The organism is Streptomyces sp. HD (assembly GCF_028369295.1).
Lineage (GTDB): Bacteria > Actinomycetota > Actinomycetes > Streptomycetales > Streptomycetaceae > Streptomyces.
Window position 1 is genome coordinate 142,305 of sequence record NZ_JAQMYP010000012.1, and the last position, 21,022, is coordinate 163,326.

General features: G+C 70.9%; 19 protein-coding genes, 1 tRNA gene and 1 pseudogene. 11 read left to right on the forward strand and 10 right to left on the reverse strand.

The features are described from left to right. The 4 genes from POF73_RS14640 to POF73_RS14655 all read right to left on the reverse strand — a co-directional run bounded on the left by POF73_RS14640 (position 1) and on the right by POF73_RS14655 (position 3,333). Complete coding sequence (locus tag POF73_RS14640) at positions 1-408, reverse strand: SH3 domain-containing protein (protein WP_272115180.1); 408 nt, start codon at positions 406-408, stop codon at positions 1-3. 214 nt (positions 409-622) lie between these two features. After that, the gene (locus tag POF73_RS14645) at positions 623-1,861 is read right to left on the reverse strand and encodes a sensor histidine kinase (RefSeq protein WP_272115181.1); all 1,239 of its coding nucleotides are present in this window, start codon (positions 1,859-1,861) and stop codon (positions 623-625) included. Further along, positions 1,858-2,661, reverse strand: a complete 804-nt coding sequence (locus POF73_RS14650; protein ID WP_272115182.1) for a hypothetical protein — start codon at positions 2,659-2,661, stop codon at positions 1,858-1,860. The genes POF73_RS14645 and POF73_RS14650 overlap by 4 nt, the downstream gene beginning before the upstream one ends. A 165-nt stretch (positions 2,662-2,826) precedes the next feature. Beyond that, entirely contained in the window at positions 2,827-3,333 is a 507-nt protein-coding gene (locus tag POF73_RS14655; protein ID WP_272115183.1) for a protein-tyrosine phosphatase family protein, read from the reverse strand. 114 nt (positions 3,334-3,447) lie between these two features. On the opposite strand from POF73_RS14655, the gene POF73_RS14660 reads away from it, so the two are divergent. Beyond that, a complete protein-coding gene (locus POF73_RS14660) occupies positions 3,448-4,254 on the forward strand; it encodes a nuclease-related domain-containing protein (RefSeq protein WP_272115184.1) in 807 nt (268 codons plus the stop codon). A gap of 190 nt (positions 4,255-4,444) precedes the next feature. On the opposite strand, the gene ligD is transcribed toward POF73_RS14660, so the two are convergent. Further along, positions 4,445-5,326: a non-homologous end-joining DNA ligase gene (ligD, locus tag POF73_RS14665; RefSeq protein ID WP_272115185.1), complete on the reverse strand. Its 882-nt coding sequence runs from the start codon at positions 5,324-5,326 to the stop codon at positions 4,445-4,447. A gap of 71 nt (positions 5,327-5,397) precedes the next feature. Between ligD and ku the strand changes: the two genes are divergently transcribed. Then, a complete protein-coding gene (ku, locus tag POF73_RS14670; RefSeq protein WP_443049516.1) occupies positions 5,398-6,432 on the forward strand; it encodes a non-homologous end joining protein Ku in 1,035 nt (344 codons plus the stop codon). 187 nt (positions 6,433-6,619) lie between these two features. On the opposite strand, the pseudogene POF73_RS14675 reads toward ku, so the two are convergent. After that, a pseudogene (locus POF73_RS14675) lies at positions 6,620-7,891 on the reverse strand (beta-ketoacyl-[acyl-carrier-protein] synthase family protein); the annotation flags it as partial. Between the two features lie 111 nt (positions 7,892-8,002). Further along, entirely contained in the window at positions 8,003-8,752 is a 750-nt protein-coding gene (locus tag POF73_RS14680; protein ID WP_272115187.1) for a thioesterase II family protein, read from the reverse strand. 112 nt (positions 8,753-8,864) lie between these two features. On the opposite strand from POF73_RS14680, the gene POF73_RS14685 reads away from it, so the two are divergent. Beyond that, complete coding sequence (locus POF73_RS14685; protein WP_272115188.1) at positions 8,865-9,683, forward strand: SAM-dependent methyltransferase; 819 nt, start codon at positions 8,865-8,867, stop codon at positions 9,681-9,683. Between the two features lie 21 nt (positions 9,684-9,704). Here POF73_RS14685 and POF73_RS14690 read toward each other — a convergent pair whose 3' ends face one another. Further along, positions 9,705-10,625, reverse strand: coding sequence for a helix-turn-helix domain-containing protein (locus POF73_RS14690; RefSeq protein ID WP_272115189.1), 921 nt, complete (start codon positions 10,623-10,625; stop codon positions 9,705-9,707). Between the two features lie 234 nt (positions 10,626-10,859). After that, on the reverse strand, positions 10,860-11,090 hold the full coding sequence (locus POF73_RS14695) for a DUF397 domain-containing protein (protein ID WP_272115190.1): 231 nt from the start codon (positions 11,088-11,090) through the stop codon (positions 10,860-10,862). A gap of 197 nt (positions 11,091-11,287) precedes the next feature. On the opposite strand from POF73_RS14695, the gene POF73_RS14700 reads away from it, so the two are divergent. The 4 genes from POF73_RS14700 (at position 11,288) to POF73_RS14720 (ending at position 15,415) form a co-directional block, all read left to right on the forward strand. Next, positions 11,288-11,851, forward strand: coding sequence for an ATP-binding protein (locus POF73_RS14700; RefSeq protein ID WP_272115191.1), 564 nt, complete (start codon positions 11,288-11,290; stop codon positions 11,849-11,851). Positions 11,852-12,462: 611 nt separating this feature from the next. Next, positions 12,463-12,603: a hypothetical protein gene (locus POF73_RS14710; RefSeq protein WP_272115192.1), complete on the forward strand. Its 141-nt coding sequence runs from the start codon at positions 12,463-12,465 to the stop codon at positions 12,601-12,603. 429 nt (positions 12,604-13,032) lie between these two features. Further along, positions 13,033-13,662, forward strand: coding sequence for a TetR family transcriptional regulator (locus POF73_RS14715; RefSeq protein ID WP_272115193.1), 630 nt, complete (start codon positions 13,033-13,035; stop codon positions 13,660-13,662). A gap of 127 nt (positions 13,663-13,789) precedes the next feature. Continuing rightward, positions 13,790-15,415: an MFS transporter gene (locus POF73_RS14720; protein ID WP_272115194.1), complete on the forward strand. Its 1,626-nt coding sequence runs from the start codon at positions 13,790-13,792 to the stop codon at positions 15,413-15,415. 267 nt (positions 15,416-15,682) lie between these two features. On the opposite strand, the gene POF73_RS14725 is transcribed toward POF73_RS14720, so the two are convergent. Beyond that, positions 15,683-15,754 (reverse strand) — tRNA-Arg (locus tag POF73_RS14725). A 126-nt stretch (positions 15,755-15,880) separates the two neighbouring features. On the opposite strand from POF73_RS14725, the gene POF73_RS14730 reads away from it, so the two are divergent. From POF73_RS14730 to POF73_RS14745, 4 genes are all read left to right on the forward strand, one after another. Continuing rightward, entirely contained in the window at positions 15,881-16,471 is a 591-nt protein-coding gene (locus POF73_RS14730) for a response regulator (RefSeq protein WP_443049517.1), read from the forward strand. Positions 16,472-16,814: 343 nt separating this feature from the next. Then, positions 16,815-18,143, forward strand: a complete 1,329-nt coding sequence (gene nrtL, locus POF73_RS14735; protein WP_272115196.1) for an ArgS-related anticodon-binding protein NrtL — start codon at positions 16,815-16,817, stop codon at positions 18,141-18,143. Positions 18,144-18,159: 16 nt separating this feature from the next. Then, entirely contained in the window at positions 18,160-19,551 is a 1,392-nt protein-coding gene (gene lysA, locus POF73_RS14740; RefSeq protein ID WP_272115197.1) for a diaminopimelate decarboxylase, read from the forward strand. Positions 19,552-19,728: 177 nt separating this feature from the next. After that, on the forward strand, positions 19,729-21,018 hold the full coding sequence (locus POF73_RS14745; protein ID WP_272115225.1) for a homoserine dehydrogenase: 1,290 nt from the start codon (positions 19,729-19,731) through the stop codon (positions 21,016-21,018). The last annotated feature ends 4 nt before the right edge of the window (positions 21,019-21,022 follow it).

Here is a 21,022-nt window from a genome sequence, read left to right on the forward strand (position 1 = left end):
TCAGCACCAGCGCGGCGAGCGCCGGGTCTCGATGAACCGGGCCGACCCCCAGGCCCAGGTGCCGTCCGCGAGGAGGTACCAGCGGTTGTTGCCGTCGACGCTCTGGCCCTCGGTCTGGCAGAAGATCCGCACGATGTCCCCCTGGTTCGCGACCCGGATCACCTGGCTGCCCCGGTTGGGCGCACTGCGCAGCAGCAGCGAGCTCGCGGTGACCCGCCCCCGGGTGAACTGCTGGTCATTCCCCCAGTCGCCCCCGTCCCCACCCTCGGAACCACCCCAGTCCTCCTCGGACATGCCCGGGTCGTCCGCGGTCCCCCACTCGTCGTCGGCGACAGCGGGCGTGACGGCAGCCGCACCGGCGAGCAGGCCGGCGGCTATGGATATCGCGAAGCGGGAGCGCAGGGCCATGGGGACCTCCTGAGCGGGGGAACAAACCTGACTAACCGCCACATTAGGAGTGGGTTCGTCCCACCGCGCGTCCAGATGGGCCATAGGAGAAACGCCCCGAAGGGGCGCGGGGCTGCATTCGATGTGCGGCTCCGCCGCGTGGGCGCGATCAGCCATCGACCACCCGCAGACGGCATACGACCCGAAGCGCCGAGCTCTCAGCCGCTCAGAACCCCTACCCCAGAGTCAGCCGCGCGACGGCCCCACCCTCCACGGCGTTGGAGAACGTGAGCCGCGCCCCCAAGACCTCCGCCTGCCCCAACGCGATGGTCAACCCCAGCCCATGCCCCTTGGCTCCGCCCTCCGTACGGAACCGCTGCGGCCCATGCGCAAGGAGATACCCCGGATACCCGTCACCGTGATCCCGCACGGTGACCACCGCCCCGTCCACCGTCAACGTCACCGGCCCCCGCCCGTGCTTGTGCGCATTGGCCACCAGATTCCCCAGCACCCGCTCAAGCCGCCGCCGATCCGTCTCCACCACGAGGTCCCGCACGACAACGACCTCCGTGACACCTCCGGAGGAACCCCGCACCACCCGCTCGGCCAACGCGGCGAGCGGCTCGCTGTCCAGCTCCAGCCGCTCCCGCCCGGTGTCCAGCCGCGAGATCTCCAGCAGATCCTCGGTCAGTGTGCGCAACGCGGCCACCCGGTCCCGCACCAGCTCCGTCGGCCGCCCCGGCGGCAGCAGCTCGGCGGCCGCGTGCAGCCCGGTCAACGGCGTCCGCAGCTCATGCGCCACGTCCGCGGTGAACCGCTGCTCGGCGAGCAGCTTGCCCTGCAGCGACGACGCCATGGTGTCCAGCGCCGCGGCGACCGCGGCCACCTCGTCCTGCGGCCTGCTCGGATCCTGCGTCCGGGGATCGTCGACCCGCGCGTCCAGATCGCCCCCGCTGATCCGCCGGGCGACCCGGGCCGTGGCATGCAGCCGCCGCGTCACCCGCGTCACCGCGAACACGCCCACCAGCACCGTCGCCCCGATCGCCAGCACGGACGACCACAGGATCGCCCGGTCCAGCCCCTCGATGGTGCGGGACTGCTGCGAGTAGTCGATCCCGACGGCGAGAACCCGCTCGTCGTCGACCGGCCCGGCCGCCCACATCATGGGCCGCCCCCGGTGGTCGGCGACCATCGTGCCGCGCTCCCCGGCCAGCGCCAGGTCCCGCAGCGACGGCGGCAGATCCGGCGGATCGAGGCGGGTGCCCGGCATGAGCGGGTCCCCGGCCTCGAACGCCGCCGTCGCGTCCGCCAGCCGGGACAGCGCGCGGTCGCGGGCCTGGCCGACGGTCTGGTTCGTCACCGAGACATGCACCAGGATGCCGAGCAGCGCGGCGAGCGCACAGCACATCACCGTGATGAAGACGGCGGCCTTCACGGCCAGCGTGCCCGACCACCGGGGCAGCCCGAACCTCATGGGGTGCTCGCAGCGGGGGACCCCCCGGAGGGAGGGGGGGAGGGAGAGGCGGAGGGAGAGATCGAGGGCGAGGCGGAGTGCGACGGCGAGGGGCTCGGCGTCATCCTGTGCGGGTTCTTCCGGTGCGTACCGGTGCGCAGCATCTCGTCGTGCGTGAGCAGCATCGCCTTCTGGTCCGCGGCCCAGGTCCACTGCAGCCGGTACTCGTACCCGGCCACCTCGGACGGTGAGCGTATGATCACCGACCGCCCGGCCAGCTCGACGCCGCTGATGGCGTCGTCCCAGCTCATGACCTGTACGAGCCGGTGCTTCTCGACGGTGTAGACACGCACCGCGGTCGTCTTGCCGGGCATCAGCCGGAAGCCCAGGGTCAGCTCGGGGCGCCCGTCGCCGGTCAGATCCCGGTAGTACGGCTGGAGCACCGGGCACCTGCCGCGTCCGGCGCCCTTGCCGCACTCGGCCATCAACCGGCCGGTCTCGCGGTACTGCGCGGCGTCGCCCTCGTAGTCCCCGCGGCTCTTGGCCATCTCCTTGCGTACGACCGTCACCGGGTCCACGTCGCGGATGTCGCCCCCGGGAACGGTGACGCCCTTCACGGCCTCCCGGACCACCTCGCCGATCTCATAGGCGGGCCGGGACGCCGGCGTCATCTTTGGCCAGAGCTTGTCCGGGCTGACCGCGGTCTCGGTCGGCCCCGCGCCCTGGAGGCCCCCGGCGTCGTCGCAGGCCGTGGCGGCGGCCAGCAACAGTGCGACAAGGGCGCTGCATATGGCGGTGCGCGTGGGACGGCTGCGGGGCACGGTTCTCCTGGTGCTGGCAACAGGGCTGGTGGTGCGGGTGATGCCGGTGTTGGGGCTGGTACTGGGGGTGGTGCTGGGGCTGGTGCTGGAAATGGGTGTCGGCCCGCCCACCCTATTCGTACGGAAGTCCTTTTTGCGCACCCGGTGGGCGGACGGGCGAACCGGCTACTCGGCGAGTTCCTCCAGCAGCCGGGCGGTCGGCAGTCCGGCCCGGAGGTACTCCACGAACAGCTCGTTGTGCAGGGCCCACGGAGAGCGGCGGGAGCGTATCAGCCGGATCGCCCGCTCGGCGGAGTGGTTCCGGCGGATCAGGGCGTGGGCGACGACCAGCCCCGAGCGGTTGTACCCGTGGTAACAGCGAACGAGGACCCTGCGGCCCTCGTCCAGTGCCTCGCAGGCCGCCTCGGCGAGCCGGATCACCCCCGCGAGCTGGGTGCCGTCCAGCGGCCCGTCGGGGATCGGCCAGACATGGTGCTCGACGCCGGGGGCGGGCCCGTGGCCGGGCAGTCGCAGCAAGGTCTGCACAAGATCGAACTCGTGCCGTACGACGGCGAACTCCAGTTGTCCCGACTGGCCCCGGAACTCGTGTCCGCCCATCCACAGGCCGGGCACGATCTCGCTCCACGGGCTGTCCGGAGCCGGTACGTCGGGTTGCTTCCTGCGGGTACGCAACGGCGCCTCCCCAACCACCCCTCCCGGGAGGTCTGCCCAACTCCTCACAAAGGTAACCGGGTTCTTGCCCGCGCAGCACCCCGCCTGTTCCCATGGTCAGTGGGGTGATGGTGCATGAGCGGACTGCGCGTCATACCGACCTGGCGACACGGCCAGGAGCGGCTCTACGTGTGCCTCACGGACGGGCGGAATCTCGCCTGGTACGACCGTGAGGCGGCCCGGATCAACCTGCTCAGCGAGGACCGGAAAGACGATGTGCTGGAGGTGCTCGGACCCTTCCTCACCGGGCCGGTGACGGTGGGCCCGCCGCCGGTCCCCACGCCTGCCGAGCTGGCCCGGCTGACCCTCCATCCGGACGACGACCTGGCGCCCAACCGGCCCGGCGAGGCGCTCCTGGTCGCCCTGGACCGCGACCCGGGCCCGTCCCACCGGCTCCGCGCCGACCCGCGCCGCCGGGCGCTGACCGCCGAGCAGACCGTCGGTGATGCCCTGGACCGGCTCGACGGCGCCGGCTGGCACGCGCTGCACTCCGTGCCGCTGCCCGGCGGTGACCGCGTCCACCATCTGGTGATCGGCCCCGGCGGTCTGTTCGCGCTGCACGCCCTGTACGCCCGCAAGCAGAAGGTGACCGTCGCCGACCCGATGGTCTCCCTCGGCCGCCGCGAACCGTACCCGCTGCTGCGCCGCGTCCGCGCCGACGCCGACCGGGCATCCCACGCCCTGACCGCCGAGGTCCACCCGGTCCTCGTCCTGGTCGCCCCCTCCGACGTGGTGATCCCCGGGCCGGTTCGCGAGGTGCGGGTCCTCCGGGACACGGAGGTGGCCGGTCTGGCCCGGCTGGGCGGGGTGCTGAAGCCGGCGGACGTGGAGGCGCTGCACGCGATGGCAAGGGACCGGCGGGTCTGGGGCGCCGCCGGCTGAGCCGTGCGGGTGGCTTCGGCGGCCGTCGCCGCCGGCCGTCGCTGGGGGCTGCCGCTGGGGGCTGCCGCCCCAGACCCACGCTTCGGCCCTGAAGGGGCCTCGCCCTCAAACGCCGGACGGGCCGGACGATGCCGGTCGGCACTGGAAGGTGATCGCGCGGCGCCGGGAGGTGACCGCCGGCGTCGCGACGTCAGGGCAGCTCGCCCGCCCGATCCTGGTCGAGCAGCGGGGCCAGCAGGTCGCCGTAGTCCTGGAGGCGCGGGGCCAGGTCCGCGGCGAGGAAGGTCAGGGAGGCGGGGGAGCGGCAGTCCTCCACCTCCTCCCAGGTGACCGGGGCCGATACCGTCGGCTCGCTGCGGGCCCGCAGGGTGTAGGGCGTGGCCGTCGTCTTGCGGGCCGCGTTCTGACTCCAGTCGACGAAGACCTTTCCGGGCCGCAGGCTCTTGGTCATCCGGTGGATCACCAGCCGGGGCAGGGCCTTCTCGGCCGCCACGGCGAGTTCCTTGGCGTAGTCGGTGGCCCGCTGGGAGGGGGCCGGCCGGATGGCCGCGGTGAGATGCAGCCCCTTCGAGCCGGACGTCTTGGCGTACGCCTCGATGCCGTCGGCGGCCAGCCGCTCCCGTAGCCACAGGGCCACCTCGCAGCACTCCACCACGGTCGCCGGCGAACCGGGGTCGAGGTCGAAGACCAGCCGGTCGGCCTCGCCGGGAGCGTCGATCACCCACTGGGGCGTATGGAACTCCGTGACCAGGTTGGCGGCCCACATCAGGCTCGCGAGGTCCTGCACGAACACCATCCGCGCCGGCCCCTCGACGCGTGGCACCTCGGCCGTGGTGATCCAGTCGGGGATGCCCGGCGGCACGTTCTTGGTGAAGAACACCTGGCCGTCCGGCCCGTCCGGGTAACGGAGGAAGGACACCGGCCGGTCGCGCAGGTGCGGCAGCAGCACCTCGGCCGTGGTGGCGTAGTAGTGCAGCAGCTCGCCCTTGGTGAAGCCGGTCGCCGGATACAGCACCTTCTCCAGGTTGCTGAGCGCGAGCCGACGCCCCTCCACCTCTGTGATCGGCGTCATACGATGAGAATTCCAGAAATCATAGTGAATGTCCGTACAGGCCGAGTGAACCGACCGAAAGGGTGCTGCACGTGCGATCCATATGGAACGGCGCCATCTCGTTCGGCCTGGTCAGCATCCCGATCAAGGTGGTGAACGCGACCGAGAGCCACTCGATCTCCTTCCGCCAGATCCATACGGAGGACGGCGGCCGTATCCGCTACCGCAAGGTCTGTGAGCTGGACGACCGTGAGGTCACCCAGTCGGAGATCGGCAAGGGGTACGAGGACGCCGACGGCACGATCATCCCGATCACGGACGAGGACCTCGCCCATCTGCCGCTTCCGACCGCGAAGACGATCGAGATCGTGGCCTTCGTGCCGGCCGACCGGATCGACCCGCTCCACATGGACAGCGCCTACTACCTCGCGGTGAGCGGGGCGCCGGCCGCGAAGCCGTACACCCTGTTGCGGGAGGCGCTGAAGCGCAGCCAGAAGGTGGCGATCGCCAAGTTCGCGCTGCGGGGCCGTGAGCGGCTGGGCATGCTGCGGGTGGTCGGCGACGCCATCGCCATGCACGGGCTGCTGTGGCCGGACGAGGTCCGGGAGCCCGAGGGTGTCGCGCCGGACACCAAGGTCACGATCAACGACAAGGAGCTGGATCTCGCGGACGCCTTGATGGACACCCTTGGCGAGATCGACCTTGAGGAGCTGCACGACGAGTACCAGGAGGCCCTGGAGGAGGTCGTCGCCGCGAAGGCCGCCGGAGAGGCCCCGCCGGAGGCCCCCGAACCGGCGGCCGGTGGCAGGGTCCTCGACCTGATGGCGGCCCTGGAGAGCAGTGTTCGGGCGGCCAAGGAGTCCCGTGGCGAGGCACCGGACGAGAAGAAGGGGCAGGTCAGAAGTCTGCCGCAGCGTAAGTCGGCGCGGGCGGCGCCGAAGCAGACCGCGGGCAAGAAGTCGACGGCGACGAAGAAGACGGCGGCGAAGAAGACGGCGTCCTCGGCCAAGAAGTCGACCTCGAAGACGGCTCAGGGGGCGAAGAAGACGGCGGCGAAGAGCACGGCGAAGAGCGCCGCGAAGAAGACCCCGGCCAAGAAGACGGCGTCCCGTAAGCGCACGGCTTGATCGGCACTGTGGGCGCCTGAGCGTCTGCCCGGTGCTGTCGTCGCGCGAGTGCGGGTCGTGTGTGGTTGTTCGCGCAGTTCCCCGCGCCCCTTAGGGGTGTTGTCGTGCTGTTCGGTGTTCAGTGGCGGCGTCGTAGTGCCAGGACCTGCGGGTCGTGTGTGGTTGTTCGCGCAGTTCCCCGCGCCCCTCAGGGGTGGCGGCGTCGTAGTGCCAGTACCGCGTTGTGGCCGCCGAAGCCGAACGAGTTGCTCAGCAGCAGGTCGCCGTCCTCCGGCAGGGACCGGGGCGCTCCCGTCACCACATCCAGGTCGATCGCGTCGTCCACCTCCCCGCATCCCACGGTCGGCGGCACCACCCCGTGATGCAGTGTCAGTACGGCCGCCACGGCCTCGACCCCGCCCGCGGCGCCCTGCAGATGCCCCAGGTGGCCCTTGAGCGCGGTGACCGGGACGGACCGTTGCCCGAGTACCGCGCGCAGCGCGCCCGCCTCCGCGAGGTCGCCCTCGATCGTGGCCGTGGCGTGGGCGTTCACATGGACGACGTCCTCGACCCGGCCTCCGGCGTCGCGCAGGGCCCGGCGCAGGGCGAGCGCGACACCGCTGCCGGTCGGGTCGGGCGCCGCCATGTGGTGGGCGTCGGCGGACAGTCCCCAGCCCGCGGCCTCGCAGTAGATCCGCGCCCCGCGGGCCCGGGCGTGCTCCTCTGCCTCCAGTACGAGGATCCCGGCACCCTCGCCGTTGACGAACCCGGCCCGGTCCTTGGCGAAGGGGCGGGAGGGCGAACCGTCCGAGGACGGGTCCCCGTCGGCCAGCGCCCGCATCGCCGCGAAGGACGCCATGATCGCCGGCGTGACGACCGCTTCGGCGCCGCCCGCGAGCGCGACGTCGACGCGCCCGTACCGTATGCGGTCGATCGCCTGCCCTATGGCCTCCGTCCCCGACGCGCACGCGCTCGTCACGGTCCGCGCCTCGCCCGTGATGTGCAGATCGAGGGAGACCTGGGACGCGGCCTGCGAGGGCACGGTCATCGGAGTGGTGAGCGGCGACACGGCCCGCGGCCCCTTCTGCCGCAACCTCCGGTCCCCGCCCACCAGCACGGACGCGTCACCGAGGATGGCCCCCAGGCTCACCCCCACCCGCGCCGGATCGACCCCGCTCTCCCGTGTACCGCCCGCCACGAACCCGGCGTCGGCCCACGCCTCCCGGGCGGCCAGCACCCCCAGCTGCGCCGCCCGGTTCATCCGCCGGGCCACCTGCCGGGGCAGCAGCCCGGCGAGGTCCACGGGTACCACCCCCGCGACCCGCACGGGCAGCCCCTCGAACTCCGCCCCCGCCAACTCCCGGATCCCGTGCCGCCCGTCGAGCAGCCCCCGCCACAACTCCCCGACCCCGACACCGAGCGGCGTGACCGCCCCCAGCCCGGTGACGACAACCCTGCGGGGTGCGGCTGCGGCGGCCTCGCTCATCTCGGCGCTCCCCTCTGGATGTTGAAAGGAGAACATGCCCGGATTCGCTCCGCACTGCACGTCCGTTCGTTCGACACGCCGTTTCATGTCGTTCGATACGCGGACTCACGACAGCTGTTCGGCGATGAGGGCCAGCAACTCCTCCTTGCGCGGGGTGAGATAGAAGTGGCCGCCCTCGAAGACCCGGACGTCCGGTCCCTCCGTCGTGACGTCCGACCAGGACGCGAGCTCCTCGACCGCGCACCCGGGATCGCGGTCGCCCCCGCATGCCGTGACCGGAGTCCGCAGCCGGTGCAGGCGGGCCGGGCGGTACGCGGCCAGCAGGCCGAAGTCCGCGCGCAGCGCCGGCATGATCAAGGGCCGCAGCTCGGGCTCCTCGTAGACGGCGGCGCCCTCGGGGTCCAGCAGACGCACGCGGTCGAGGATCTCGCTGTCCGTCGGGACCGGACCGGGCGGTTCCTCCTGCGGGACGCGGGGCCTCGCCCGGCCCGACACGAACAGACGGGTGAGGGCGAGACCGGGGACCTCCTCAAGGCGGCGGGCCACCTCGTACGCCACCGACGCACCCATGCTGTGGCCGAACAGGGCCAGCGGACGGTCGTCGGCCCGCTCGTGCAGCAGGACCTTGGTGACCGTGTCCGCCAGCTCGTCCATCGTGGTCGGGCACGGGTCGGCAAGACGGTCCTGGCGGCCCGGGTACTGCACCGCCGCGACCTCGATCGCCGGCGGGGTCAGCGCCGCCCAGTCGTGGAAGTGGTTCGCCGCTCCGCCCGCGTGCGGGAAGCACACCAGCCGGATCCTCGCGCCGGGCGCCCTCACACCCCGGAGCCATCGGGTTCGTATGTCCGTACTCATGTCCCTCAGTGTGGTCCATGGGCGGCCGATGGACTGGCCCGACCAACTGCGGTCTCTCTAGGATGTGTTGTCGGCGAGGTGATCTCCTCGCCGGCCTGCCCCTGGGGGAACGATGGAACCTGGAAAGCAGCTGTCCACCTCGATCGATGCCACGGTTCCGACAGCCGCGCGCATGTACGACTACTACCTCGGCGGCAAGGACAACTACGCCTCCGACCGCGCCGCCTGTGAACAGTTGGACAAGGTCGTCCCCAGCACCCGGGCCCTCGCGCTGAACAACCGGCGCTTCCTGCAGCGGGTGGTGCGGACGCTGGCCGAGGAACACGGCATCCGGCAGTTCCTCGACCACGGCTCCGGCCTGCCCACCCAGAACAACGTCCACCAGGTCGCCCAGTCCGTCGACCCGTCCTCGCGCGTGGTCTACGTCGACAACGACCCGATGGTCCTGGTCCACGGCCGCGCCCTGCTGGACCAGAACGACAACACCGCCGTCATCCACGCCGACATGCGCGAGACCGAGGGCATCTTCTCCCACCCCGACACCAAGCGCCTGATCGACTTCTCGCAGCCGGTGGCCGTGCTGTTCAACTCGGTGTTCCACTGCATCCCCGACAGCGACACAGACGGCCCCCTCGCCGTGGCCCGCCGGGTGCGTGAACGGCTCGCACCCGGCAGCTGCATGGTGATGTGCCAACTGGTCAGCGAGGACCCCGAGGTCCGCAAGTTCGTCACCGACTTCATGGACCAGGCGACCCAGGGGCACTGGGGTCGGGTGCGTCAGGAGAAGGACGTCGTGGAGTTCTTCGAAGGGCTGGAGGTCCTCGAACCCGGCCTGGTGGAGGTCTCCACCTGGCGCCCCGACACCGAAGTGGCACCACGCCAACTCACCCAGGAATGGATCGAGTTCGGGGGCGTGGGCCGACTCGGGTAGTGCGGGCCGGCGGACCGGGGCCTAGGGAGCGGGTGCGTACCGGGCCTTCGTCTCGCGCAGCCGCTCCAGCGACTCGCGCGGGTTGAGGGCCTCGTCGCCCAGCCGGTCCAGGGCGATCCGGTACTCCTCCGTCTCGTCCTGGTCCTCCAGGAACGCGGCGCTCTTTATGTGCTCCAGATAGACGATGTCGGGCAGGTCGACGCCGCCGAAGCGCAGATACGTGACGGGGATGGCGGGCGCCGAGGCATTGGTGACGTCCAGGGGAACGATCTGCACGGTCACATGGGGGAGCCGGGCCATCTCCTCCAGGTACTCCAGCTGCTCGCGCATCACCTCGCGGCTGCCCAGCACCCGCAGCAGCACCGACTCGTCGACGATCGCCCACAGCCGGGGCGCGTCCGCCCGGTGCAGCAGCTCCCTGCGGCGCATCCGCAGCTCCACCCGCCGGTGCACCTCACGGGCCGGCGCCGTCGGCAGCCCGCGCTCCACCACGGCCTGCGTGTAGGCCTGGGTCTGCAGCAGACCGGGGACGTACTGGAGCTCGAAGGTACGGATGGCCGTCGCGGCCTCCTGCAGCCCGACCAGCCGGTCGAACCACTCCGGCATCAGCCGCTTGTCGTACCGCTGCCACCATCCGGGCTCACCGGCGCGTCGCAGCAACTGCAACAGGACCGAGGCCTCGTAGTCGTCGGTCCGGTACTGCTCCAGCAGCGCGCGCACATCGGTTTCCGTGGGCGGCCGACGGCCCTTGCCCGCCTCGATGCGCGACAGCTTCGCCGGGCTGAACCCCACGGCACGCGCCGCCTGGTCCTGGGAGAGACCGACGTCCTCGCGGATACCCGCCAACTGCACGCCGACCAGCATCTTCAGCAGGGTCGGCGCGGGCTCGGTGCGGGTCAGATACGGTTCGAGGCGGGAGATGCGAGGTGACTCGGCGGACATCCTGACTCCCCGTAGACCGGCATACGACAGACCGCATTATCGCATCCCGCCGCCTCCTGCCGCCGGAACCGGGAGGAACCGAGAGAAATGGAAGGGTCAACTTCCGCTTCCCGGTGGGCCTTTGGTTCCAGACGGGCCCTGGTTGCAGACGGGCCCTGGTTGCAGACGGGCCCTGGGTCCAGACGGGCTCTGGGTCCCGATGGGCCTCGGTCCCCGGTGGACCTCAGGTCCCGGTCACAGCAGGTGGTCGAACTCTCCCCCCTTCGCGCCCGCGAGGAACGCGGCGATCTCGGCGGGGGTGTAGACGAGGGCCGGCCCGTCGGGGTGGCGGGAGTTTCGCATCGCGATGCTGCCGTCGTCCAGGGAGGCGACCTCGACGCAGTTGCCCTCGGCATTGCTGTGCCGGCTCTTGATCCAGCGGACGCCCAACGAGCTTGCCCGCACGCCGTTCGGTGCTGTTGGCACTGCACTCTCCTTGCTCACGTTCCGCCACGGGTGGGTGCCGTCGCCCCGATGGGCCCGGACCGCACCACGTGCTCTGCGTGGCACCGCTCGCGCAATTTCCCGTGAAATTGCACGGGGGAGCCGTCGGCGTGGATAATAGCCCTTGGCGTCAACTGCAGTGCAGCCGCCTCGTCCTGACCGCGTATCAGGGAGACGTTGTGTCCTTACCTGCGTACGAAGGGCTTCGACTGCCCGGCAGCGCCACATCCCCCGCGGGGTTGGCCGTGCCGCCGGAGGAGCGCCCCGGGGCTGCGGGTGGGCGCCGTCTCGCCAGGTCGGAACCCCTGAGTGCCCCGCCCCGCTCGGTCGCCCTGCGCCTCGTCGGCGCCGAGCAGGACTGCGGCCGGGCCCGCGACTTCGTCCGTCGCACCCTGAGCGACTGGTCACTGGACCACTGCAGCGCCGACGCCCTCATGGTGGTCACCGAACTGGCCGCCAACGCCGTACTGCACGGCGTATCGCGCTCCGTGCCCCGCCGCGCCGCGCACGGCGAGGCCGAGATCTGGCTGAGGATCAGCCTCCGCCGCCCCGCCCACCTCGTCTGCGCCGTCACCGACCCGTGCGACAGCCCGCCCGTGTACCCGCACGCGAGCGACCCCTTCGACGAGCACGGCCGCGGTCTGCGCATCATCGACGCCCTGTCCGAGCACTGGGGCTGGACCCGGCGGCAGCCCCTGGGTAAGACGGTCTGGGCGATGCTCCCGACCGGCCGGCAGGCCTGAACCGCCGGGCCGACCGTCGAACCCGAGCCCCCGGGCCCGAACCCGAATGGGTCGCCATATTTGGGATGTCTCCGGCGGCGGTGTAACGCGGTCCCGATTGCATGACGCAGAAACAGGCAGAAGCGGGTCGCCCGGCAATGGCCAGAACTCGGCTCTGTGGGGTGGTCCATCGGCCAGCAGCGCGTCAGATCGGATTTCTCGTGAACACCGACCCGGTTTCCGGACACCAGACGTACGACCCGCGCGGAGGGCGGCCCTGACGATCTGCACGATTGCCGACGTCGCCGCAGGTGTGCGGCTCTGCGGGTCGTCCTCTTCCTGCTCGGCGCGAACCAGGGGAACGAGTTCGTGGAGCTGGTGCGCGGAACGGCCGACTGGCTCGCGGGATGGGCACGAGACATTTTCACGATGGACACAGAGGGGTTGCGGGTTCTCCTTAATTACGGTCTTTCGGCCGTGTTGTATTTGTTGGTCGGGCATGGAATTGCCGCCCGACTCAACAGGGCCTGATGGCATTAACCAGTGGAAGGATCGGCAAAGTGACGCGTAGTCCTGCCGAAAACGTTCACCTGCCGATTTATGAAGACTTGGTGCGTGAACGCGGAGACGTCGTGGCGGAAGCGCAAATGGCGGCCGCACACACCCAGAACCAGGCGACGGAACTGCTGACCGGCGGGGAGGTGAACCCCTGGGACGCGCCCACGGGACACCCTCCTCATCAGGCTCCTCCCGCTCATCCCGACTTCGGGTAGGGATATTGCACCGAGGTGCGGGGTGAGAACGTAGCTTGAGCACCTGTTGTTGATCACCGGCCGGCCCCGCCTCGCGGGCTGGCTCGAACGCAGCCTCGGCGAGGCAGCGGCGGCAGTCGGGGGCGTGCGCGGGTCGTCCGGGCAGGAGCCCGCCCCCTTCCGGCCGCCCTGCGGCGCCGTCAACCCGCCAGGAGCGGACGGTCCGGCGGCTGAGCGGCACGGGCATCCCCGACGACTGAGATCGCCGGCCGACTCGCGTGCCAGAATGACGAGACCCGCCGTGCTGCACGGTCCAGCCGTCAGCTGCACGGTTGCGCCGTCAGCCGTCAGCCGTCAGCCGTCAGCCGTCAGCCGTCAGCCGCCCCGACATCCGACATCCGGCATTCGGCATCCGACCTTCCGCTCCGTCTCATCGTCGAGGTTCCTCCCGTGTCCAAGCCCGTCGCCCGCGAGCCGCAGCGACGCAACTCCCGTTCCAACCGGGCGCGCATTCTGGCCACGGCGCGTCGGGAGCTGGGGCGGAACCCGGACATCACGCTGGAGGAGCTGGCTCGGGCCTCCGGCGTCGTACGCCGCACTCTGTTCGGCCATTTCCCGGGGCGAGCGGCGCTGCTGGAGGCATTGGCCGAGGAGGCCGTCGAGAGCCTCAAGGGCGCGGTGACGGCCGGGGCGAGGCCTTCGGAGCCGGCCGGTACCGCCCTAGCGCACTTCGTGCTGTCGATCTGGCCGGTGGGCGACCGCTACCGGCTGCTCCTCGCGCTCGCCCGGCGCGATCTGGGCGCCGAACGCGTCGCCGAGATCCTCAAGCCGGCCCGCGACGAGGCCGCCGCCATTCTGGAGCGCGGCCAGCGGGAGGGTCTGTTCCACACCCACCTCCCGCCCGCCGTACTCAGCGCCGGCCTCGAATCGATGACCATCGCCCTGCTGGAAGAGGTCAACGCCGGGCGACTGGAGGACGACGGCACCCAGGCCGCCGTCGCCACACTCATCGCGGCCGGCGTTCCGGAGAAGAAGGCGTGTGCTGTGGTCGACGCGGCCGCCTCCGAGGTTCGCCAGTAGCGGCAGGCTGCTGCCCCGCAGGGTCCTAACCTCCCCCTTCCGCACCCTCAACCGAGTTATTTGCCCATCGCTGTGCAACAAATTACTCTGCTCATTGATGTGCAATTAACTGCCCAGGGAGCCCTCGATGCCCTTCCCCGTCACCACCCCCGTCGAGAAGATGACCGGGCCGTACGCACGGCGCTGGTGGGCCCTGCTGGTGCTCTGCCTCAGCCTGCTGATCGTGGTCATGGCGAACACATCGCTGATCGTGGCTGCGCCCGACATGACCAGGGATCTGGCCCTGAGCAGCAGTGACCTGCAATGGGTCATCGACGGCTATACGGTCCCGTACGCCGCGCTGATGCTTGTGCTGGGCTCGATAGGCGACAAGTACAGCCGTCGCGGCGCCCTGATCACCGGTCTGGTGATCTTCGCGGGAGGCTCGGTGATGGGCAGCCTGGTCGACGAGACCGGACTGGTCATCACGGCCCGCGCGATCATGGGTGTCGGCGCCGCCGTCGTCATGCCGGCCACGCTGTCCCTGCTGGTCGCGATCTTCCCGAAGGCCGAGCGCGCCAAGGCCATCACAGCCTGGACCGCCACCTCCGGCCTCGCCATCGCGGTCGGCCCGCTGGTCGCCGGCTGGCTCCTGGAGGACCACGCCTGGGGCTCGACGTTCCTGATCAACGTCCCGATCGCCGTGGCCGCCGTGATCGGCGCGCTGGCCCTGGTGCCGCCGTCCAAGGCGCAGGGCATGGGCCGCATCGACTACGTAGGCGGCCTGCTCTCGATCATCTCGGTCGGCAGCCTGGTCTACGCGGCCATCGAGGGCCCGCACTTCGGCTGGGGCGTCGGCCCGACCACCGCCGCGGTGGTCGCGGGCGCGGGCCTGCCGGCCTTCGTCGCCTGGGAGCTGCGCCACCCGCACCCCATGCTGGACGTCCGCAAGTTCGCCCAGCGGCCGTTCAGCGGCTCGATGCTGGCGGTGCTGTTCTTCTTCTTCGGCACCTTCGGCGCCCTCTACTACGCCACCCAGTTCCTGCAGTTCGTCCTCGGCTACAACGCCCTGGAGACCGGCGTACGGCTGCTGCCGCTGGCCGGTGCCGTCTTCGTCGGCGCCGCGGTCACCGGCCGACTGACGCCCAGGCTGGGCGTGAAGGCCATGGTCGTCGTCGGGATGGTGATCGGCACGGCGGGCGTCTTCCTGCTCACGCGGATCGAGTCGGGCTCGACGTACACCGACTTCCTGGCACCGCTGCTGATGCTGGGCCTCGCGATCGGCCTGAGCGTGTCGCCGGCCACGGACACCATCATGGGCTCCTTCCCCGAGTCCGAACTGGGCGTCGGCGGCGGCGCCAACGACACCGCGCTGGAGCTGGGCGGTGCCCTCGGCATCGCAATCCTCGGCTCCCTGCTGGGCACCGCCTACCGCGACAAGCTGACCGACCTGGTCGGCGACAACCTCCCGCACACCGCGCTGGAGACCGCGAAGGACTCGGTGGGCGGCGGCCTGGCGGTCGCCGAGCAGGTCGCGAAGAACCCCGCCGGCGGCGCCCAACAGGCACAGGCCCTCCTCGACGCGGTCCACGAGTCCTTCGCCCACAGCGTCGCGCAGACCAGCCTGATCGGCGGGATCATCATGGCCGCCGGAACGATGATCGTCCTCGCAGTACTGCCGGGCCGCGGGAGGGGCGCGAAGCCGGCGGGGGAGGGAACGCCGGGCACCGTGGAGAGGGCGGAGACGGGGGAAGAGCGCGTGGGTGCTGCCTGAGTCTCCCGGGTGAGTTGCTTCGGGCGGGGCGGGGCGCAGTGCGGAGGACGGGGCCGTATCCGAGGCCGGTTCCAGGATGGCCGTTCCACCAGGCGCTGAACTCGGGGCAGCGGAGGGCGAGTTCGCCCACGAGATCGGCGAGCCGGGAACTGATTCCACCCCCTGCGACGCCACACACCGCTCCGGGCGAACGCCTGCACATACGCCAAGACCCCGGCCTCAGCGCTTCCGCTGATGACGGGGTCTTAGTCGGCACCTCATACAGGGTGCCCCCGGCAGGATTCGAACCTGCGCACACGGCTCCGGAGGCCGTTGCTCTATCCCCTGAGCTACGGGGGCGTGTCGGGCGCCTTGCTTGGCGGCGACGGGTAGAACCCTACCAGCTTCAGGGGGGTGTTCATGAACGGGTTTCCTGGTGGTGGCACCGGGTGCTACCTGGGGTGGCTCGCCCGCAGGGGGGTGGAAGTGGGCAAAACCCGGACGCGGTGGCCGGTCCCGACCTACTCTCAAGTTGTGCCAGGCGCGTCGGGCCGGGTGCTTGTTGTGGACGACAACAAGGTCATCCGGCAGCTGATCAGGGTCAATCTTGAGCTTGAGGGGCTTGAGGTCGTGACCGCGGCCGATGGTGCCGAGTGTCTCGATGTCGTTCATCAGGTGCGGCCCGATGTGGTCACGCTGGACGTGGTCATGCCGCGACTCGACGGGCTGCGGACCGCCGCCCGGCTGCGCTCCGACCCCCGTACCAGCGATCTGCCCCTCGCCATCATCAGCGCCTGTACCCAGTACGAGGTCGACAGCGGCCTCGACGTCGGCGTCGACGCCTTCCTCGCCAAGCCCTTCGAACCCGCCGAACTCGTCAGTCTCGTACGGCGGTTGATCGAGCGGGCGCGGAGCGCGGGCCGGAGTGGTGGGGGACAGGGCGTGGAAACAGCCGGGGGACGCAGCAGGGAACTGAGCAGCGAGCTCGACCGTGCGGGCGACGGACGGGGCGAGGGCGACGCCGTCCTCGGCGGCGTCTTCGGAGCCGAAGAGGCCGCCGGGCACACCGGTGGCTGACAGCAACCGGTGAGTTCCTGGTCGGCTCCCGGTGAGTTCCTGGTCGGCTCTCGGTGAGTTCCAGGTCGGCTCTCGGTGAGCTCCAGGCGGTCCCGGTTTACCCGCCCGCGGCTCTTCCGGTCGGCGCCGCGGCGACTGAGAAAACCCACCCGGCACCGCAGCCGCCGTCACACAGTCGGCAGCGGGGCCGCGCCCCGCTTACCGCGACCGGCTGGGGCCGCGCCCGTCCACCGCGACCGCGGGAGCCGCGCCCGCCCACCGCGACCGCCCCCGCCGTCCACATCGCGGACCCCGGCCAAACCCATTCGCATGCCCACCCCCCTCCTCCCATACGCTTGTCCCCGTGACCCCCGTCGAGCTCTCCCGTTCCGTCCTGTGGGCGGTGCGTCGTGCTGTCGACGCGGGAGAACTGCATGTCCCGGTGCCGGAGCGTGCCGAGGTCGCCCCTCCCGGGCCCGGTGGCTGTGGCGACTACGCCACCAACATCGCCCTCCGTCTCGCCCGCCCGGCCGGCCGGCCACCGCACCAGGTCGCCGAGATCCTTCAGGCCCACCTGCTCGGCACCGACGGCGTCGCCGACGTCGTCGTCACGGGACCCGGCTTCCTGAACATCAGCCTCGGCGACACCGTCACCGCCATCGCCACGGCCGCCCTCGTCGAGGAGATCCTGCGGCGCGGCCCCCGGTACGGGCACGCCCAGGGTCCCTCCGCGGACTTCCTGCCGCTGCTCTGTCCGCGGGAGGTACGGGCCGTCGTCGTCATGGACGCCCTCGCCCGGATCCTGCGGTCACAGGGCGCCGCCGTCACCACCCGCTGCGAGGGCGAGATTGCGCCGGAGTGGGTCGACATCCTGGGCGTACGTGTGGACGCCCGGCGCAGGCAGCCCGAGCAGCCCGGGGAGTCCGGGGAGTCCGGGGAGTCCGAGCAGCCCGAGCAGCCCGAGCAGCCCGAGCAGCCCGAGCAGCCCGGGGAGTCCGAGCAGCCCAGGCAGTCCGGGCAGCCGGAGCGGCGTGAGCAGTCCGCGCAGCCCCAGCGGACGCTGCCCGCCCTGCTCCACTTCCGCGTCCGCCCGGTACCCGCGCCCGTCGACCCCCTCCCCCTCGGCCGCGACGCCGCCCGCTGGGCCCTCCTCCACCCCGCCGCCCACGACCGGCCCCGCATCACCGACGAGCACCTCGTCCAGCGCGAGAGCAACCCTCTCTTCCGTGTCCGTTACGCCCACGCCCGCACCCGGGCCCTCAGCCGTAACGCCGCCGACCTGGGATTCGACGCCGAACCCGGGGACGTACGAAACGAAGGCGCCGAACCCGGCGATGTGCGACGACATGACGTCGCCGAGCCCGGCGACGGACGACACCACGCAGCCCAGCCCAGCGCCGCACCACACGAAGTCGGCCGGCCCAGGGACGCAACACACCACGTCGCCACCCTCCTCGCCGACCACCCCCGAGTCCTGGCCCAGGCCGCGGCGCAGCGCAGCCCCGATCGGCTCGCCCGGCATCTCGTCAGCGTCGCCGATGCGGTGATGCCGTTTCTGCCCGCTGTCCTCCCGCGCGGTGCGGAGAAACCCTCGGCCGCCCATCGTGCCCGGCTCGCTCTTGCCGAAGCCGCCGGGGCGGTGCTGGCCGGTGGCCTGTCCCTGCTCGGTATCGACGCACCCGACCACCTCTGAGAGAGCCCAAAGAGAAATGAGCCGTTCCGCACACCCCGCCGGGCCCCGTCACGCCGACGTCCTTCCCGAGGGCCACTACTCCGCCCCGCCCGCCGACCTCAACGACCTCGACCCCAAGGTGTGGGCCCAGACGGTCGGCCGTAACGCCGACGGCGTCGTCACCGTCGGCGGTATCGATGTGAAGACCCTCGCCGAACAGCACGGCACCCCGGCCTACTTCCTCGACGAGGCCGACTTCCGCGCCCGGGCGCGGGCCTGGCGTGGTGCCTTCGGCTCCGAGGCCGATGTGTTCTACGCCGGCAAGGCGTTCCTCTCGCGTGCCGTAGTGCGGTGGCTGCATGAGGAAGGACTCAATCTCGACGTCTGCTCCGGCGGCGAGCTCGCCACCGCCCTCTCCGCCGGTATGCCCGCCGACCGCATCGCCTTCCACGGCAACAACAAGTCCGCGGAGGAGATCCGCAGGGCCGTCGGCGCCGGTGTCGGACGGATCGTCCTCGACTCCTTCCAGGAGATCGTGCGGGTCGCGCACATCGCGCAGGAGCTCGGCAAGCGGCAGCGGGTTCAGATCCGTATCACCGTGGGCGTGGAGGCACACACCCACGAGTTCATCGCCACGGCCCACGAGGACCAGAAGTTCGGCATCCCCCTCGCCGGGGGGCAGGCCGCCGAGGCCGTGCGGCGGGCGCTTCAGCTCGACGGGCTTGAGCTCATCGGGATTCACAGCCACATCGGGTCGCAGATCTTCGACATGTCCGGCTTCGAGGTCGCCGCCCATCGTGTCGTCGGGCTGCTCAAGGACATCCGCGACGAGCACGGCGTCGAGCTTCCCGAGATCGACCTCGGGGGCGGGCTCGGGATCGCGTACACCAGCGACGACGATCCCCGTGAACCCCACGAGATCGCCAAGGCGCTCACCGAGATCGTCACCCGTGAGTGCGAGGCCGCCAGGCTGCGGACTCCCCGGATCTCCGTCGAGCCCGGGCGGGCCATCGTCGGGCCCACCGCCTTCACGCTCTACGAGGTCGGCACCATCAAGCCGCTCGACGGGCTGCGGACGTACGTCTCCGTGGACGGGGGCATGTCCGACAACATCCGTACGGCCCTGTACGACGCCGAGTACAGCGTCGCCCTCGTCTCCCGGACCAGCGACGCCGGGCCCATGCTCGCCCGTGTCGTCGGCAAGCACTGCGAAAGCGGGGACATCGTGGTCAAGGACGCGTTCCTGCCCTCCGACCTGGCACCGGGTGACCTGATCGCCGTACCGGCCACGGGCGCCTACTGCAGGTCCATGGCCAGCAACTACAACCATGTGCTCCGGCCGCCCGTCGTCGCCGTGCAGGACGGCGAGTCCCGGGTGATCGTCCGGCGTGAGACGGAGGAGGACCTCCTGCGTCTCGACGTCGGGTAATCCAGAAAAACCCCAGAGGTGGAAGATCCGGCGGAAAAGGTCGGGCGGAAGATCTCCTGTCATCCACCCCTGTACAAATGAAATCGATGTCTCACGATCCGGACGAAGGGCAGAAACTCCCGTCCGGTGAGTGAGACTGGTGCAACCGTAGACGGTATGAGGAAACGAGGTCGGATGATGCGTACGCGTCCGCTGAAGGTGGCGCTGCTGGGCTGTGGGGTTGTTGGCTCAGAGGTGGCGCGCATCATGACGACGCACGCCGACGACCTCGCCGCCAGGATCGGCGCCCCCGTGGAGCTCGCGGGGGTGGCCGTACGGCGGCCCTCCAAGGTTCGTGAGGGCATCGACCCCGCGCTCATCACCACCGATGCCACCGCCCTCGTCAAACGCGGCGACATTGATGTCGTGGTCGAGGTCATCGGCGGCATCGAGCCCGCCCGTGCCCTTATCACCGCCGCCTTCGAACACGGTGCTTCCGTCGTCTCCGCCAACAAGGCGCTCCTCGCCCAGGACGGGGCCGCGCTGCACGCCGCGGCCGAGGCGAACAGCAAGGACCTCTACTACGAGGCCGCCGTCGCCGGTGCCATCCCGCTGATCCGGCCGCTGCGCGAGTCCCTGGCCGGCGACAAGGTCAACCGGGTGCTCGGCATCGTCAACGGGACCACCAACTTCATCCTCGACAAGATGGACTCCACGGGGGCGGGGTATCAGGAGGCCCTCGACGAGGCCACCGCCCTGGGATACGCGGAAGCCGACCCCACCGCCGACGTCGAGGGGTTCGACGCCGCCGCCAAGGCCGCCATCCTCGCCGGTATCGCCTTCCACACGCGGGTGCGTCTCGACGACGTCTACCGCGAGGGCATGACCGAGGTGACCTCGGCCGACTTCGCCTCCGCCAAGGAGATGGGCTGCACCATCAAGCTGCTCGCCATCTGCGAGCGGGCCGCGGACGGCCAGTCGGTCACCGCGCGAGTGCACCCGGCGATGATCCCGCTGACCCACCCGCTCGCCTCCGTGCGCGGCGCCTACAACGCCGTGTTCGTGGAGTCGGACGCCTCCGGGCAGCTCATGTTCTACGGCCCGGGCGCGGGTGGTTCCCCGACCGCCTCGGCCGTACTCGGCGACCTCGTCGCCGTCTGCCGCAACCGGCTCAGCGGGGCAACGGGGCCCGGCGAGTCGGCGTATGCCGCCCTGCCCGTCTCGCCGATGGGTGACGTCGTCACGCGCTATCACATCAGCCTCGACGTGGCGGACAAACCGGGTGTTCTCGCCCAGGTGGCGACCGTGTTCGCCGAGCACGGTGTGTCGATCGATACGGTTCGCCAGCAAGGCAAGGACGGCGAGGCCTCCCTCGTCGTCGTCACCCACCGTGCGTCCGACGCGGCCCTCGTCGGGACCGTCGAGGCGCTGCGCAAGCTCGACACCGTGCGGGGTGTCGCCAGCATCATGCGGGTTGAAGGAGAGTAACCAG

Excerpts from the sequence above, each read along its gene's own strand:
- POF73_RS14640 (WP_272115180.1), bottom strand. The coding sequence starts at position 408 with ATGGCCCTGCGCTCCCGCTTCGCGATATCCATAGCCGCCGGCCTGCTC.
- POF73_RS14645 (WP_272115181.1), bottom strand. The coding sequence starts at position 1,861 with ATGAGGTTCGGGCTGCCCCGGTGGTCGGGCACGCTGGCCGTGAAGGCC.
- POF73_RS14660 (WP_272115184.1), top strand. The coding sequence starts at position 3,448 with ATGAGCGGACTGCGCGTCATACCGACCTGGCGACACGGCCAGGAGCGG.
- ligD (WP_272115185.1), bottom strand. The coding sequence starts at position 5,326 with ATGACGCCGATCACAGAGGTGGAGGGGCGTCGGCTCGCGCTCAGCAAC.
- POF73_RS14680 (WP_272115187.1), bottom strand. The coding sequence starts at position 8,752 with ATGAGTACGGACATACGAACCCGATGGCTCCGGGGTGTGAGGGCGCCC.
- POF73_RS14685 (WP_272115188.1), top strand. The coding sequence starts at position 8,865 with ATGGAACCTGGAAAGCAGCTGTCCACCTCGATCGATGCCACGGTTCCG.
- POF73_RS14690 (WP_272115189.1), bottom strand. The coding sequence starts at position 10,625 with ATGTCCGCCGAGTCACCTCGCATCTCCCGCCTCGAACCGTATCTGACC.
- POF73_RS14720 (WP_272115194.1), top strand. The coding sequence starts at position 13,790 with ATGCCCTTCCCCGTCACCACCCCCGTCGAGAAGATGACCGGGCCGTAC.
- lysA (WP_272115197.1), top strand. The coding sequence starts at position 18,160 with ATGAGCCGTTCCGCACACCCCGCCGGGCCCCGTCACGCCGACGTCCTT.
- POF73_RS14745 (WP_272115225.1), top strand. The coding sequence starts at position 19,729 with ATGCGTACGCGTCCGCTGAAGGTGGCGCTGCTGGGCTGTGGGGTTGTT.